We start from the raw sequence: 14,375 nt of genomic DNA, 5'->3' as shown, positions 1-14,375 counted from the left end.
TGGAGGGAAATGAACCGAACGGCAGAGCTGGTTGTCCTGGCCGCCGACGACGGAACACCCGTCGGCACCGAGGACAAAGCGACGGTTCATTCCACGTCCACACCCCTCCACCTGGCGTTTTCCGCCCACGTCTATGACGACGCCGGCCGCATCCTCATTACCCGGCGCGCCCTGTCCAAGCGCACGTGGCCGGGTGTCTGGACAAACTCCTTCTGCGGGCATCCGGGCCCGGACGAGGCCACTCAGGATGCGGTGGTGCGCCGCGCCGAACACGAGCTGGGGCTCAGCTTGGACTCGATTGAGCTTCGGCTGCCGGACTTCCGGTATCGCGCTGTGGATGCCTCCGGGGTGGTCGAGAATGAGATTTGCCCGGTCTACACAGCACGGGCGGTTTCCCCGGTGAATCCGCGCGAAGACGAGGTGATGGAGTGGCAGTGGGCTGACCCGCTGCAGCTCACCGCCGCCGTCGCCGCTACACCCTGGGCCTTCAGCCCCTGGCTGACGCTTCAGCTGCCGCTGCTCTACCCGGAGCGCTTTCCCTCACCCGCGTAGCGGTCAGCCGCAGTCAAGACAGCAACGCACGACGACGGCGCTCGCGGCCGGCGCGAAGCGTTCGCTTCCAGCGCTCCCACGGCGGTGCCTGCCGCCAGTGCAGCGCCAGCGTATGGAAAGCCCGCGCGAAACGACGGCGCCCGGCAGCGCCCCCGGCGAGCGAGCGGGCCGAGATACCGACCCTGAGGGAGCGGTCGTACACCGTGCGCTGGGTGGGATCGAGCGCGAAGCCGAGGTCGACGTCGTCGTGCACGTCCGGGTCGGAGCGGTGAATCCGGGGACGGACCTGTTCCCAGTCCGTGCGCCGAAAGGCGCAATTGGAGCCGAACGGCGGCCAGTGTGCCATCGCCAGGCCCATGGAGACGAAGTAGGCCTGCATATAGCCAAGGTTGGCAAGCTTCGCACGGACGGGGCCGGCGTCGTAGAAGTGGCCGGGCCCGGTGAGGACGGCGAGGTCCGGCTCCCGGGTGAAGCGGTCGGCGATGCGTTCGAGCCAGTGGAACGGCGGAATGGTGTCGGCGTCGCAGCGGACGATGATGTCGCCGCGGGCGGCGTCGTAGCCGGCGGACGCTGCGGCGGCGATCCCCGGGGTTGCCTCGCTGAGCACTCTCGCCCCCAGCCGTGCGGCGACCTCCGCGCTGTCATCACCGGAGTTGTTGTCCACCACGATGACCTCCAGCGGAGCCACGGTCTGCGCAGCGAGGGCTTCAAGGCAGCGTGCCAGCGGCCCGGCGTCGTCCTTGCAGGGAATCACCACGGACAGGGACGGCATCTGCTGATCGTAACGCTCCGCGGCGTTCATTCGGACTGCTCGTCCGGCAGGAAGAGTTCCTCGAGGGTGCAGTCGAAGACCGCTGCGAGCCGGAAGGCCAAAGGCAGGGACGGATCGAAGCGTCCGCGTTCGATGGAGATGACGGTCTGGCGGGATACTCCCAGTTCGTCCGCGAGACGTTGTTGCGACCAGGCGAGGCGTTGTCGGGATTCGGTCACCCGGTTGCGCACGTTATCCCCTTCGCTGCAGGAGCAGGTAACGCAGCGCGAAAGAGGCGAAGGAGACGATGATGACGCCCACGAGCAGCAGCATCGGGTCGACGGACAGGTTCGCGGGGATGAATGCGAGCGCAGTTGCCCCAAGACCGGCCACGATGACGATGTCGCTGAAGGCCCCGGCCGCCGCGCGGTCATACCAGCCGGATTCAACGGACTCCTCCGGGCGCTCGGTTGCCCCGACCATGGTGGACCGGTCCACCACGAGAACGTAGACAAGCGACGTCATCGGCAGCGCGAGCAGAACCGCGTACACCGTGCCGCCAATCACCGGATCAGGGCCCGCTACGCCGAGCCAGACTGCAACCAGGCCCAGCAGGGCGCCGAGGGCCAGTCCGGCGGGTACGGCAACGGCCATCGCAGGCACGCGCCCCCCACCGAGTTTTGACCGGCCCCACTTTGTCCGCACATCCTGATTCATTGACATACCCTTCTGTAAAGCTCGCTTGACATGTCAAGTGTGCTTTACTTGCCGGTTCGGGTCAAGGCGGGAAGCCCTACGGCTTTCGTTGGCTGATTCGCTAGGTGGTTGGGTGGCACGTTTCGCTGGCGTTTGACGCGGGGGCCTGCCAGTACGCTTGGGAGCATGATCGCCGACCTTATCCGCCGGCCGACCACCCCCGCAGAGCTCACAGCGGATGGCGTGCGCGCAGCCGCGGTACTGAGCACCCTGGCGATGGTCATGTGGTGGGGCCCGGTGGACGTCGCGGTCTTCTTCCTCGCACTCGGCGGGCTGACGCTGTCCCGTTACGCGCGGGCAAACCCGGTGTTCGACGCCGTCTACGGCTGTGCGCTGCTGTTTGCCTGCTGGAGCAGCGTCCTCAACCTGTATGAAGTGGTTTCGTGGTGGGACCTGCTGGTGCACTGCGTCTGCACCGGGCCGGTTGCCGGGATGGCCTATGTGCTTGCCACGCACCTGGGGGTGTTGCCCGCGGCGGCGGCCACGCGCCGTGACCGTGCCGGCGTGGTCCTCCAGGTGGTTCTGCTCGGCATGGCGCTCAGCGTTCTCTGGGAGTTCGCGGAGTGGGCCGGCGACGCCTGGGTTACCGAGGATATCTACGTGACGTACTCGGACACCATGGGTGACCTTGCCGTTGCCACCCTCGGATCACTGGCGGCTGGAATCCTCCTCGCCGCGCTTACCCGTGAGCGGCAACCCGCGCTACGAAACTAGCTGACCTGCGTCGGCAGGGCGCCGTTGTTCATTGCTGCTCCGCTTCCTCGGCCTGGTCGATGGCCTTTCCGAGCCGATCGCGCTCCTTGCGGATCCAGCTTCCACCGCCATAGTTCTGCATGAAGGACTCCGCGAACTCGGCTGGATCCGTGCCCACCACGTTCCGGATGGGGGTTCCGGCCGCCACGCTCTGTTCGAGGAGGTCCGCGAGGTCCTCCAGCATCGCGAGGAGGCTTTCACCGTTGTCGCTGGGGCCGAGGTTCAGCAGGTACCGCTCCAGCGCACCGCCTGCCTTTCGGTATCCCTCCGGGAGTTGCCTGATCCGCTTCTTGTACTCCAGATAGCGTTTCTTGCCGCTGAGGTCTCCGATGATTTTCTCGAACCACATGGTCATTTCCCTCCGTCGCGGAGCTCTTCGAGTCGTTCAGTGAGGAAGCTCCAGGTCCTCCAGAACTCGTCCAGGTATTCCTGGCCCTGGGCGTTGAGGGTGTACACCTTGCGCGGCGGTCCCTTCTCCGAGGGTGCCTTCTCCACGTCCACCAGTTGCCGCTGTTCAATCCGGAGCAGTAACGCGTAGATGGTGCCCTCGGCGATGTCGCGGAAGCCCTGATCACGCAGCCCCGCCGTGATCTCATAGCCGTAGGCCGGCCTCAAGGACAGCATCGCGAGCACGATGCCCTCAAGGACCCCCTTGAGCATCTCGGTTGCCTGCTTACCCACCGAAACCTCCAGCTACTCACCATCACTAGGTACTAGTACATAGTAACACCGAGTACCGAGGTCGCAAGGGCTGACGGTCGAGCGTTCTCGCCGCGATGCTACGCGGCGCTCAGAGGCGTGCGGCGGCTCCACCGGCGACGTGAGCCGCTTCGAAGATCATCCACGCCTGAAGCTGGGTGGACAGCTCCACCGTGCCCTTTCCGGCCGGATCTCCCGGCACAGCAGGAAAAACCAACACAGTACGACGACGGCGCCCGCCGACTTCCCGCTCAGCGCGCCCCTCCCACAGGACGCATGCCGTCGTCGTAATCAGGGTGCGGGCTGTTCTGCGGGTTGCCTCGGGCAGCGCGGCGGACAGGGCTGCGAGGGCAAGGTAGCGCACGAGGATTCCGGTGAAGAGCCCGCCGTCGCCGCCGCCGTGAGTGCGCAGCGTGCCGTCGGGCTGGACGAGGTGGGTTGCTATTGCGGTGATGAGGTCTTCGGCGCGCCGCAGGCTCTGCTCATCGCCAAGCGTCAGCAGGGCGCCGAGCACCGGACCCTGATTGTAGGTGTAGATGTCCGTAACGAGTTGCTCACCGGGCACGCGGATGCCGTCGAGGAGAAGCCCGGTCGCAGGGTCCTGCAGCCTGGCGAAGAGCCAGTCGATGAGGGCCGCGGCCTCAGCCGTCCGCCCGATGCGTGCGAAGTACAGCGCCGCCGGCGCGGTGGCCGGTGTGTTCTTGAAGTCGCGGGAAGTGTTCCAGAAGAGGCCGCCGCCAAGGTCCGGCGTGTGCGCCGATGCCAGGGCTGCGGTCAGCGTGGTCAGGGGACGAGTGCCGGCGATATCGGCTGAACGCAGGGCCGCGAGGGCCAGCCAGGCCATGTCGTCGTAGTAGCTGTTTCTCCAGCGCCCGCCGTTGCGCAGGCGGATGGTGCGCAGGAGGCGGCGTGCGCGCAGGCGGTGAGCGGCGCCGTCGTCGTGCTTGTTGCCGTCGTCGTACTTGTTGGCGCCTTCGCGTTGCGCCGCGTCGAGGAGGCAATCGAGATAGTGCGCCTGCCACCAGTAGTGCCACGGCGCTGTGCACCGGTTGAGGAAACCGGCGCTGGGAAAACTGACGTGGGCGAGGTGTGTTCCGGGCAGGCCGAGCAGTCGGTGGCCGAAGGCTCCGGGAACGGACGCGGCGGCCGCTGCGGCTCGCAGTTCTGTTCCTCGACGTTCCACAGGAAGCTCTTTGGTGGGCATAGAGCCACCCTAAACCGCGCCGTCGTCGTTGTGTTTGAGCACTATGCACAGTGCCGTGCCCGGTGGATGCTGCGGTGTGCTGCATCACAGTAGGCTCGAGAGGAGTTAGTGAATGAGCTTCGACTCAACCCCCGACGCAAAGGAGATGTCATGGAGTGTGCAGGAACAGTAGCGCTGGTGACCGGTGGTGCCTCAGGGCTTGGCCGGGCAACGGCGCAGCGGCTGCATGACGACGGCGCGGCGGTAGTGATCCTTGATCTTCCGCAATCGGACGGAGCGGCTTTCGCCGAAACTCTGGGGGAGCGGGCACGGTTTGTTCCGGCTGACGTGACGAGCGAGGAACAGGTGCAGGCGGCGGTGAACGCGGCGGCGGAACTCGGCCCGCTGCGGATCGTCGTGAACTGTGCAGGAGTGGCCACCCCCGGCAAGGTGCTGGGCAGGGACGGCGTGCTGCCGCTGGAGCAGTTCAGCAAGGTCATCAACATCAATCTGATCGGTACGTTCAACGTGCTCCGGCTCGCTGCGGCAGCGATGGCCGCCACCGAGCCGGTGCAGACCGCGACCGGAACGAGCGAGCGCGGAATCATCATCAACACGGCCTCCGTTGCTGCGTTCGACGGGCAGATCGGGCAGCCCGCGTACTCGGCCTCCAAGGGTGCTGTTGCGGCGATGACCCTGCCGATTGCGCGTGAACTTGCGCGGTCGTTCATCCGGGTGATGACCATCGCTCCGGGCATCTTCGAGACCCCCATGATGGCCGGTTTGCCCCAGGAGGCGCAGGACTCCCTCGGGAAGCAGGTGCCGCACCCATCCAGGCTGGGCAAGGCCACCGAATACGCATCGCTGGTTGCGCACCTCGTGGAGAACCAGATGCTCAACGGCGAGACGATCCGGCTCGACGGCGCCATCCGCATGGCGCCCAAATAGACCTCTTGATATCTGACACCCATCCGAAAGGACCGCTCAATGGAGAGCAGCCTCCCATCCGCAGACTTCTACGGATTCGAGTCCCTGCTCAGCGACGCCGAACGGGCGAAGCTGCAGGACGTGCGGGACTTCCTCGCCAAGGAAGTGGCACCGTACGCCACCGACTGGTGGAACCGGGCGGAATTCCCGCTGTCGGTGCTGCCCAAACTCGCCGCCCTGAACCTGAGCACGCCCGTTCAGCAGGGGTACAGCTACCTGTTCAGCGGCATGGTCATCGCCGAACTCACCCGCGCCGATACGTCGCTGGCAACGTTCTTCATGGTGCACCACGATCTCTTCGTTGAAGCCCTGCACGAGTTCGGTACCGAGGACCAGAAGTCGCGGCTGCTGAGCGACGCCATGGACCTCACCATCACCGGTGCCTTCGCGCTTACGGAGCCCCAGCACGGATCGGATGTGGCGGGCGGCATGGCAACCACCGCAACCCGGGACGGCGATACCTGGGTCCTGAACGGCGCGAAGCGCTGGATCGGGAACGGGACATTCTGCGATTACATGCTGCTCTGGGCGCGGGATCCTGCGGATGGCGCTGTGCGGGGCTTCATTCTGGACGCGACGCTGCCCGGAGTCACCCGGACGGCCATTGAGAACAAGATCGCGCTGCGGACCGTGCAGAACGCCGACATCCTCCTGGACAACGTCCGGGTGTCAGAGGCGGACCGCTTCGCCGGCATCAACAGCTTCACCGACACCAAGCAGCTGCTGCGCGGTTCGCGCATCCTGGTGGGCTGGCAGGCAGTGGGGCAGCAATTGGCGGCATTCGACGCGGCACGGGCATACGCCGTCGAGCGCCAGCAGTTCGGGCGTCCGCTGGCCGGCTTCCAACTCGTCCAGGAGCAGTTGGTGCGCATGCTGGGTAACACCACGGCGAGCCTGGGCATGATGGCGCGGGTGGCGCAGCTGCAGCAGGATGAGCACCGCGGATTGCACGAAGTGCAGCAGCAGGTGCAGCACAGCGGAGCGGATATGGCGCAGGCGGCGCTCGCAAAGTCCTATACGTCGTCGCTGATGCGGGAAACGGTAGCGATGGGCAGGTCCATCTTCGGCGGCAACGGGATCGTGACGGACTACCGGATGGCGAAGATCTTCGCGGACGCCGAGGCGATCTACACCTACGAGGGTTCCTACGAGATCAACACCCTCATTGTCGGGCGGGCCGTTACGGGCGTTTCGGCGATCCTCTGACGTCGTCGGGTTCCCGCGCTTTATACCCACCCAGCGGGGAAGTGGCGGTTGCGACAGCGGGTCATCCAACGGACAGTGGAGTATGAGCTCCGCTGGATCGCTGCCGCACTTATCAGTCCGCGAAACCGCAACTTTCGTCGCCAACGTTCTCCTGCCGACGGTTGCCAAGGGACCGATCGTCAGGCGTCCGAAAGTGGTGGCGCTCGCCGAGAAGTTCCAGCTGGACGAGCGGGCTGCCACAACGCTGAAGCAGCTGACGGGGAAATATCCGGCCTCGCCGGTGCTCCTTCGCCTGCCGCTGCGGCGCCAGGCGATAGTCCTGGAGCCGCAGGACGTGCACCGGGTGCTGGCTGAAACTCCGGAGCCGTTCACTGCTGCCAGCAGCGAGAAGAAGGCCGCGCTGGCGCACTTCCAGCCGCGCAACTCGCTCATTTCGACGGGCAGGGACAGAACCGTACGCCGTGCACTGCAGGACCAGGTTCTGGACAGCTCCAACCCGGTGCATCGCCTGGCTGAGTCGTTCCTCCCCGTTGTGGCCGAGGAGGCGGAGGCGCTTCTGAGAGCCGTCGACTCCTCCGGCGAGTTGAACTGGGACACCTTCATCCAGTCCTGGTTCCGGGTAGTTCGGAGGGTCGTTTTCGGCAATGCAGCCGCGGACGATCATGAGCTCACCGACATGCTGCAGCAACTCCGGTCCGATGCCAACTGGTCCATCCTCAAGCCCCGCAACAGACGGCTGCGCCCCCGGTTCCTCGCCGCCGTAGGGCAGCGAATGGAGGCAGCACCGCCGGGAAGCCTGGCTTCGGTGATGTCGGGGATGGACAACGAAGGCGTCGCCGCGCCGGTGGAGCAGATCCCGCAGTGGCTGTTCGCTTTCGACCCGGCCGGCATGGCGACCTTCCGCACCCTGGCGGCTGTGACCGCACACCCGGAAGTCCGCTCCCGGGCAGATCGCGAGATCGCAGGGAACCGGTCGCGGCGTGAGTACCTGCCCTGGTTGCGTGCGTGTGTCCTGGAATCGCTGCGGCTGTGGCCGACCACCCCGATGGTGCTGCGGCAGACCACCCGTAGCGTTGCGTGGGACGCCGGAACCATGCCCTCCCAGTGCGGTGTGCTCATTTACGCGCCGTTCTTCCACCGCGACGAACGCACCGTTCCCAACCCGCATTCCTACACTCCGGACCGCTGGCTGAATGACGACGACGGCGACTGGGCGCTCATTCCGTTCAGCGAAGGTCCTGCCGCCTGTCCCGGACGCCACCTCGTGCTGATGCTGACCAGCGCCTTCCTCTCGCACCTTCTCGAAGGGCCGGACCTGCAGCTCGAATCGGTGGAGCGGCTGGCTGAAGGCGGGCGCCTGCCGGGGACCCTGAACAATTATTCGCTGCGCTTCACGGTGGCGCCGGACAACCGCTGAGTGGGCAGATCGCGGCGCACTGTGACCCGCTGCACGGCTGGACTCCGGAATGGCGGGCAGGCGTCCGGGGTTCCACCGAGTGAAGCCTTGTACGCGATGAAAGGGAATCAGCATGAAAGCAGTGTTTTATTCGAAGTACGGAGACCCGGGCGTCCTCGAGTACGGCGACCAGCCGGAGCCCAAGGTCGGTCCGGACACGGTCCTCATCGAAGTGAAGGCAACATCGGTCAACCCGGTCGACTGGAAGGTGATGGCGGGCTACCTGGATGGGGCGATCACCGCGCACTTCCCCGTGATCCCGGGGTGGGACGTAGCAGGCGTGGTTATTCAGCCGGGACCCGCGGTCCCCGAATTCTCCGCCGGTGACGAGGTGATGGGCTACGTCCGGATGGACACCGTTGGCCAGGGAACCTTCGCGGAACGCGTTGCGGCCCCGGTGCGCACCCTCTCCCGCAAGCCGTCAAACCTCTCCTGGGCTGAGGCAGCCACCGTACCGCTGACCGGCCTCACCGCACTGCAGGCATTGGACGCACTGGACGTGACCGACGGCGACACCGTGCTGATCCACAACGGTGCCGGCGGCGTAGGAACCTTCGCCATCCAGATTGCCCGTGCGCGCGGAGCCCGCGTGATCGCCACCGCGTCCGAGCGGAACCATGACTTCCTCCGGGAACTGGGCGCTGAGCCGGTCACCTACGGAGACGGTATCGCGGGCCGCGTCCGTGAGATCGCGCCGGACGGTGTCACCGCCGTCGTCGACTTCGTGGGCGGCGAAGACTGGAAGGCGTCCCTCGATGCACTAAGCCAACAGGGGCGGATCGTGTCCGTTGCGGACGCAGAGGTGAAGGAGCACGGCGGGCGGTACGTCTTTGTCCGGCCGGTCGCTTCGGATCTGGCCACGCTTGCTGACCTCATCGAAGCCGGCAAGGTGAAGCCGGTGCTTGCCGAGACTTACCCGCTGGAGAAGGCCGCCGACGCCTTCGCTGCGAATATGGAAGGCCACACCCGCGGGAAGATAGCGGTTACGGTCAACTAAGCCCGTCAGCTAATTTGGTCAGCCGGCCCGCATCGGGTCAGCAGGAACGACGGCCGGAAAAGCTAGTCGTTTTTGCTGACCTGGTGCGCGGAGTCTCGACGATCGGTATCTCGGTGCCCGGTCTCCGGGCGGTTGTCCAACGTTTCGGGGTCATTCTCGTACTCGTCATCGTCGTCAATAAGGTCGATCGGCGGCAGGTTCGCCGTCTGGTAGCGGCGCAGCGCCCGGCGGTAGGAGTGGTCGACGCGGTGGCGCCGTGAACCGGCAGTGATGAGCACGAGAAAGGCTGCCAGCGCAGCGGCGGCGGCCACCGGCAGCGAGCCGGGTTCGCCGATCAACCGTTCCACGATGATCCATCCCAGGCCCCAGACCAGTGCCAGAGCCACGGCGATGCGCCCGCGGTCCATCGAACAGACGGTACTTCCCACAACGACGACGACGCCGAGGCCCACAAGCGCCCAGGTGAAGTCACTTTCCGTCAGCCACGAGAAGTCGCTCAGTGACAGCACTGCAGCCGTGTGGCTCAGCGCTGTGAATCCGGTCCAGCCCAGAAACAACCCGAACGGCACATCGACGAGTGTTCCTTCCAGCCGGGTGGCAGCCGACCACCGGTTCAGCCAGCGCAGCGACACCAGAAGCAGGATAAGCAGCAGGCCGTGCACCACCAGAGTCGGTGCATGAAGTTCAGCCTGGATGGTGAGGGCCAACGCCAGATTCAGTAGCAGGGCGGCGATGACCACCCAGCCCAACCGCCTGTGCCGTGGGCTGTCCATCTGGCCGGGCAGCCACTGGTGCACCACATAACCGACCATGCCGAGCGCGATCAATGCCCAGATCAACATCGAATAAGGGCTGGGAGACACGAGCGTGAGGTCGGGGCGCAGCAGCTCCCTGGTCCAGATTTCCGGCCCGCCGAAAATCCCGGCCGCCGACGCCGTTCCCACCAGGGCGCCGATCACGGTCAGGGTGACAAGGTTGCGCCGGACCTGATCCGCCCGCCAGGAGCGGACGTTTGTGGCGGCGTTCCGTGAGGTGCTCGCGGTCCAGGCGGCGGTTTGCTTGCCTGACCTGGCGGCCCATGCTGAGGCGGCAGCGGACGCCGCTTTCAGCTTTTCCGCACGCGCCGCCCTGAGCTCCGCAGCGCGGGCCTTCTCGCGTGCTTCAGCGTCGGACGCCGTTGGGTCAGCGGTCGTTGGAACGGGCTTGCGGGTTGGGCTCGGAGCAGTACCGGCGGGCGCAGCGGCCTGGGCACTTGCTGCAGGCGCTGTCGTCGCTGTTCCGGGTTTTTCAGCTCCGGAGGGAACCGGCGCCTTCGGTTGCGCGGCTTTCAGTCGTTCAAGGACGCTGGTCGTCTCGGTCTGCGAAGGAGGCGTTTCGCTGCTCCTCGTGGGCGGCTCGGGAGGTGGTTGGGGCAGCCGGTGGTTGGACGGAGTCGGCATGCTCATGTGTCTTTCGGACCTCCCGGCGCTGCTTCAGCGCGAAGAACGCTGCAATGATCAGTCCCACCAGAGTACCCACCCCCATTCCCAGGAGTGCACTGGCCCACATCGGAAAGCCTGTTGTGACGTCCGAGATGAATCCGAGACCCACCAGCCAGAATGACCAGAGCACGCCGCCGAGTGCCGCAAAGCCAAGGAAGGGCCGCAGGGGGAGTTCGGCGATTCCGGCCGCTGCGATTCCCGCGGTTCGGCCGCCCGGAAGGAACCGGAGCGCAACCAGTCCTGCGTAGGTGGGAGATTTCCCTGCCTTGTCGATTGCGTTCCGGATGCCGCGGTGCACTGCACGCCCCCAACGGAAACGGTCCAGCCAGTGGGTCAGCCGGTTCCGAAAGAGCAGGTAGAGCGCCAGGTCCCCCAGCAGGCTGCCGGTTGCGGCAGTCAGGAGGGACACCGGGAGCAGCACTGTGCCCTCGGAAGCTAGCGAGCCGGAGGCAATGACCAGGAACTCGGACGGCATGATGGGCGCAAAAACGTCAGCAATGACCACCAGGAGCGTGACCGGATGAATCATCAGGGACCACTCGGAGATCGTTGTCAGGTCCACCCGTACCAATTTACAGCGGGATACCCGTTCGTGGCGTGCCCGGGACAGTTGTCAGGCGAGCGCGGATAGTTCCAGTCCGCTGGTGAACGACGCCGGCCGGGAGGACAGCGGATCGACAAACTCGATGTGACGGGCAAGGAGCTGCAGCGGCTTGGAGTAATCGTCCGCCTGCTGAGGCTGAAGTACGGGATAGAACGGGTCATTCACAATGCCGAGCCCGAGGCCCGCCATGTGGAGGCGGAGCTGGTGCGTCTTGCCGGTGTGCGGCTGGAGCCGGTAGCGGCCAACGCCGTTGCGTTCCTCGAGAAGCTGCACCCTGGTTTCGGCGTTGGGTTCACCGGGCACCTCCTGCGCCAGGAGGTAGTCGCGGGACTTCACGATGCGGCTGTGTACGGTGCGCGGCTTCGTGTCCAGTTCAAGCGTTGGGTCGATGCCCGCAGCGGCCTCGTACTCCTTGCGGATGCGGCGGTTCTCGAACAGGAGCTGATACGCGCCGCGGGTGGCGGGGTTGGTTGAAAACATCAGGATGCCGGCGGTCATCCGGTCGAGGCGGTGCATGGGAATCAGGTCCGGCAGATCGAGCTGCACCCGCAGCCGCACCAGCGCAGACTCCGCAACATACATCCCGCCCGGCGTGGTGGGGAGGAAGTGCGGCTTGTCCACTACCAGCAGGTTCTCGTCCTGGTGCAGAATCGCCAGTTCCACGGGCAGGCGCTTCTCCACCGGCAGTTCGCGGTAGTACCAGATGAACGTGTGCTCACTGAGCGCGGTCTGACGGGTGAGCCGCTCACCACCGAGTGCAACCACCTCACCGCGGTCAAAACGCTCGGCGATCCCGTCCGGATCCACATGGTTCCAGCGGTCCAGGATGTACTCCAGCGCGGTGCTCCACGGCCCCTCCGAGGGCAGCCGCAGCCGCGTGGCATTTACACCATTACGGACCGGGAGCGGGGATTGCATCACCCATCAAGGGTAGCGAAGAACCGGTCCCCGCATTCATGGCAGGGCAACCACGCACCATTCCCGGTCAGCATCCGGTGATTCACCCTCAGCATCCCGTGATCCGGTAGAGCGCCGCCGTACCTTCACTGTCCACCCGTTCGAACCCATTCTCGCGGGTCAGATCCTGCAGGCCGGGCACCACTTCGGTCTCTCCCGGGTGCACCGAGCTGATGCCGAAATCGAGCACGTAGCCCACGCCCATCTCCTCGACCGCCGGGCAGACTTCGGGATTGGAGGTGAGCTCGTCCAGGGATGCGTAGATCACTTTGCCGGCCGGTGCCGCGGGGAGGGTCCCGTAGGGCAGCAGCGTGGGGATACCTGTGTAGGAGTAGGACAGCGACGCACCCGTCAGCGGCACTCCGACAATGCCGGCTCCCTCCTCCACCGTCTCCGGCAACCGCTGAATAAGCGCGAGCTCGTCCACCGTCAGCAGCTGAGAGTTCTCGGTGAACCGGTACTTCGCGGCAGCCTCGGCTACTCCGCGCTGCACCGCACCGAGCGGCGCCAGCACCACCCCCAGAAGAACCAGTACGACGACGGCGACCGACACCCGATTTCCGCTGCCTCCCCGCAGAACGGAACGCACTTTCGGTTGCCGGGCCAGCGCATCAACCAGGGCCACCGCTCCCAGCGACGCAATAATGATCCCTGCCACCGGCAGCATGGCGCTAATACGGAAGTAGTCGTTGTACCAGACCCCGGCGACCAGCCACCGCAGATCCGGCGCTTCTTTCCAGTTCGCGATCACAAACAGCATTGCAGCCAGCGCGTACAGGGCAAGCGTCCAGCGGTGTCGCCTGCGGTAGAGAACGACGGCGGCCCCCACCAGCGTCAGGGCAGCGGCGAGGTAGGCGACGGGCCGGGAGAGCGGCGAGTGGAGGATCACTTCGATCAGGGCCTGACCCGCGTTGCCGAGTTCATCCCAGTTGCCTGAACTGCTGCGGGCGGGGCGGAGCCGCATCCATGCGCCCGCAAGGACCAGCAGGAAGAGCGCTGTAGGCACGAGGGTGCGCCAGGCAGCCTCACCGCTGCGACGCAGTCTGCTGTAGGCGGCGGCAAGAACGATTGGGAGGCTGAAGCCCAGCGCGCCCACCACCGACGACGGGTGGGCCAAAGCCAGCCCCGGCACAACCCCGAGCAGCAGCAGGAGGTTGCCCGCCGTCGTCGTTCGCAAGGGTGCACCGACGCGCATCAGCTGGATCACGAGGCCGAGTACCGCGGGAAGCAGGGCGATGGAGAGCATGAACGGGAAGACCACGCCGAATTCATACAGGAGATAGGGGAAGCTGCTGTAGGCGCCGGACAGCACTGCCGCGCTCAGCAGGGCCGTGCGGCGCTCGCCGGTCACGCGGGTGACCAGGAAAAGGCATCCAACGCACCAGATCGCCAGGACGATGGCGAGGTTCACCATGTTGATGGCTGCCGGAATGGTTAGGCCGGAGGACATCAGGACCACCGAGACCAATGCATGCCAGCCCGCCGGATAGAAGACAGGGGAACGCGTTCCGAGGTATCCCAATTCCAGGGAGGACGCGTTGCCGGTCTCCGCGATATAGCGGATGGCATTGAGGTGAAAGATGTTGTCATGTGACTGGGCAATGTTTTCCGGGTCGCCGAAAATCCACAGCGTGATGAGGCCGATCGGGATCGCTGCTGCCGCCCAGGCAATCAGGCCTCGCCGCAGCGGCCCGCCGGGATCCATGGCGATCGCGTCCCCGAAACGCCTTCGTACCAACCAGAGCAAAGCTCCCACCGCAACGGTTACTCCGGCAAGCGGTACGAGCGACCACCGCACGCCTGCCAACGCCGCGGCTTCAGAAGCGACGACGACGGCACTCACGCTCAGCGGCCCCGCCAGTGCCAGCAGCGTGAGACGGCGCAGTCCGAAGAGGGCACCCCACAACAGTCCGGGGCCAAGGAGTACCAGCAGCGCAACGAGGAAGCCGGGCAGTGTACTGAGCCAGCTCATGGTCTCCCTCGGTAGTCGGTT

General features: G+C 65.8%; 16 protein-coding genes. 6 read left to right on the top strand and 10 right to left on the bottom strand.

Features of this window, described 5'->3' with window-relative positions:
• Positions 1–9 precede the first annotated feature (9 nt).
• Complete coding sequence (gene idi, locus Q0877_RS10820; RefSeq protein ID WP_299167623.1) at positions 10–552, top strand: isopentenyl-diphosphate Delta-isomerase; 543 nt, start codon at positions 10–12, stop codon at positions 550–552.
• A gap of 13 nt (positions 553–565) precedes the next feature.
• Here the strand turns inward: idi and Q0877_RS10815 are convergent, their stop codons facing one another.
• The 3 genes from Q0877_RS10815 to Q0877_RS10805 are packed head-to-tail and all read right to left on the bottom strand — an operon-like array spanning position 566 to position 2,020.
• Positions 566–1,324 carry a glycosyltransferase family 2 protein gene (locus tag Q0877_RS10815; protein ID WP_299167621.1) on the bottom strand — a complete coding sequence of 253 codons (759 nt, stop codon included), beginning with the start codon at positions 1,322–1,324 and terminating at the stop codon, positions 566–568.
• A gap of 26 nt (positions 1,325–1,350) precedes the next feature.
• Positions 1,351–1,554: a helix-turn-helix transcriptional regulator gene (locus tag Q0877_RS10810; RefSeq protein WP_299167619.1), complete on the bottom strand. Its 204-nt coding sequence runs from the start codon at positions 1,552–1,554 to the stop codon at positions 1,351–1,353.
• Between the two features lies 1 nt (position 1,555).
• A complete protein-coding gene (locus Q0877_RS10805) occupies positions 1,556–2,020 on the bottom strand; it encodes a hypothetical protein (protein ID WP_299167617.1) in 465 nt (154 codons plus the stop codon).
• 165 nt (positions 2,021–2,185) lie between these two features.
• Between Q0877_RS10805 and Q0877_RS10800 the strand changes: the two genes are divergently transcribed.
• Entirely contained in the window at positions 2,186–2,773 is a 588-nt protein-coding gene (locus Q0877_RS10800; RefSeq protein WP_299167615.1) for a hypothetical protein, read from the top strand.
• Positions 2,774–2,801: 28 nt separating this feature from the next.
• Here the strand turns inward: Q0877_RS10800 and Q0877_RS10795 are convergent, their stop codons facing one another.
• The 3 genes from Q0877_RS10795 to Q0877_RS10785 form a co-directional block, all read right to left on the bottom strand.
• A complete protein-coding gene (locus Q0877_RS10795) occupies positions 2,802–3,167 on the bottom strand; it encodes a DUF1048 domain-containing protein (protein WP_299167613.1) in 366 nt (121 codons plus the stop codon).
• Positions 3,164–3,493: a PadR family transcriptional regulator gene (locus Q0877_RS10790; protein WP_299167611.1), complete on the bottom strand. Its 330-nt coding sequence runs from the start codon at positions 3,491–3,493 to the stop codon at positions 3,164–3,166. Before Q0877_RS10790 ends, Q0877_RS10795 begins: the two co-directional genes overlap by 4 nt.
• Positions 3,494–3,602: 109 nt before the next feature.
• Positions 3,603–4,715 (bottom strand): glycoside hydrolase family 76 protein, encoded by a 1,113-nt coding sequence (locus Q0877_RS10785; RefSeq protein WP_299167609.1) that lies wholly within the window; start codon positions 4,713–4,715, stop codon positions 3,603–3,605.
• A gap of 150 nt (positions 4,716–4,865) precedes the next feature.
• Between Q0877_RS10785 and Q0877_RS10780 the strand changes: the two genes are divergently transcribed.
• The 4 genes from Q0877_RS10780 (at position 4,866) to Q0877_RS10765 (ending at position 9,340) form a co-directional block, all read left to right on the top strand.
• Positions 4,866–5,642: an SDR family NAD(P)-dependent oxidoreductase gene (locus Q0877_RS10780; RefSeq protein ID WP_299167608.1), complete on the top strand. Its 777-nt coding sequence runs from the start codon at positions 4,866–4,868 to the stop codon at positions 5,640–5,642.
• Positions 5,643–5,681: 39 nt separating this feature from the next.
• The gene (locus Q0877_RS10775; protein WP_299167607.1) at positions 5,682–6,887 is read left to right on the top strand and encodes an acyl-CoA dehydrogenase family protein; all 1,206 of its coding nucleotides are present in this window, start codon (positions 5,682–5,684) and stop codon (positions 6,885–6,887) included.
• Between the two features lie 82 nt (positions 6,888–6,969).
• Entirely contained in the window at positions 6,970–8,304 is a 1,335-nt protein-coding gene (locus Q0877_RS10770) for a cytochrome P450 (protein ID WP_299167605.1), read from the top strand.
• A 112-nt stretch (positions 8,305–8,416) separates the two neighbouring features.
• Positions 8,417–9,340 carry an NADP-dependent oxidoreductase gene (locus tag Q0877_RS10765; protein WP_299167603.1) on the top strand — a complete coding sequence of 308 codons (924 nt, stop codon included), beginning with the start codon at positions 8,417–8,419 and terminating at the stop codon, positions 9,338–9,340.
• Positions 9,341–9,402: 62 nt separating this feature from the next.
• On the opposite strand, the gene Q0877_RS10760 is transcribed toward Q0877_RS10765, so the two are convergent.
• From Q0877_RS10760 to Q0877_RS10745, 4 genes are all read right to left on the bottom strand, one after another.
• Positions 9,403–10,785, bottom strand: a complete 1,383-nt coding sequence (locus Q0877_RS10760) for a hypothetical protein (RefSeq protein WP_299167602.1) — start codon at positions 10,783–10,785, stop codon at positions 9,403–9,405.
• Positions 10,676–11,383 carry a DedA family protein gene (locus Q0877_RS10755; protein ID WP_299167600.1) on the bottom strand — a complete coding sequence of 236 codons (708 nt, stop codon included), beginning with the start codon at positions 11,381–11,383 and terminating at the stop codon, positions 10,676–10,678. The genes Q0877_RS10760 and Q0877_RS10755 overlap by 110 nt, the downstream gene beginning before the upstream one ends.
• Before the next feature lie 51 nt (positions 11,384–11,434).
• Positions 11,435–12,343, bottom strand: coding sequence for an RluA family pseudouridine synthase (locus tag Q0877_RS10750; RefSeq protein WP_299167655.1), 909 nt, complete (start codon positions 12,341–12,343; stop codon positions 11,435–11,437).
• Positions 12,344–12,431: 88 nt separating this feature from the next.
• On the bottom strand, positions 12,432–14,354 hold the full coding sequence (locus tag Q0877_RS10745; protein WP_299167598.1) for a DUF6541 family protein: 1,923 nt from the start codon (positions 14,352–14,354) through the stop codon (positions 12,432–12,434).
• Positions 14,355–14,375: the final 21 nt, after the last annotated feature.

The sequence above is a fragment of the uncultured Arthrobacter sp. genome (assembly GCF_947495145.1).
GTDB lineage: Bacteria > Actinomycetota > Actinomycetes > Actinomycetales > Micrococcaceae > Arthrobacter_D.
This window is presented reverse-complemented; position numbering and strand designations above follow the sequence as displayed.

Bases quoted from the DNA above. Each gene is read 5' to 3' on its own strand.
- Q0877_RS10775 (WP_299167607.1), top strand. From the start codon at position 5,682: ATGGAGAGCAGCCTCCCATCCGCAGACTTCTACGGATTCGAGTCCCTG.
- Q0877_RS10805 (WP_299167617.1), bottom strand. From the start codon at position 2,020: ATGAATCAGGATGTGCGGACAAAGTGGGGCCGGTCAAAACTCGGTGGG.
- Q0877_RS10780 (WP_299167608.1), top strand. From the start codon at position 4,866: ATGGAGTGTGCAGGAACAGTAGCGCTGGTGACCGGTGGTGCCTCAGGG.
- Q0877_RS10760 (WP_299167602.1), bottom strand. From the start codon at position 10,785: ATGAGCATGCCGACTCCGTCCAACCACCGGCTGCCCCAACCACCTCCC.
- Q0877_RS10770 (WP_299167605.1), top strand. From the start codon at position 6,970: ATGAGCTCCGCTGGATCGCTGCCGCACTTATCAGTCCGCGAAACCGCA.
- Q0877_RS10745 (WP_299167598.1), bottom strand. From the start codon at position 14,354: ATGAGCTGGCTCAGTACACTGCCCGGCTTCCTCGTTGCGCTGCTGGTA.
- Q0877_RS10800 (WP_299167615.1), top strand. From the start codon at position 2,186: ATGATCGCCGACCTTATCCGCCGGCCGACCACCCCCGCAGAGCTCACA.
- Q0877_RS10785 (WP_299167609.1), bottom strand. From the start codon at position 4,715: ATGCCCACCAAAGAGCTTCCTGTGGAACGTCGAGGAACAGAACTGCGA.
- Q0877_RS10795 (WP_299167613.1), bottom strand. From the start codon at position 3,167: ATGACCATGTGGTTCGAGAAAATCATCGGAGACCTCAGCGGCAAGAAA.
- Q0877_RS10765 (WP_299167603.1), top strand. From the start codon at position 8,417: ATGAAAGCAGTGTTTTATTCGAAGTACGGAGACCCGGGCGTCCTCGAG.
- Q0877_RS10815 (WP_299167621.1), bottom strand. From the start codon at position 1,324: ATGCCGTCCCTGTCCGTGGTGATTCCCTGCAAGGACGACGCCGGGCCG.
- Q0877_RS10750 (WP_299167655.1), bottom strand. From the start codon at position 12,343: ATGCAATCCCCGCTCCCGGTCCGTAATGGTGTAAATGCCACGCGGCTG.
- idi (WP_299167623.1), top strand. From the start codon at position 10: ATGAACCGAACGGCAGAGCTGGTTGTCCTGGCCGCCGACGACGGAACA.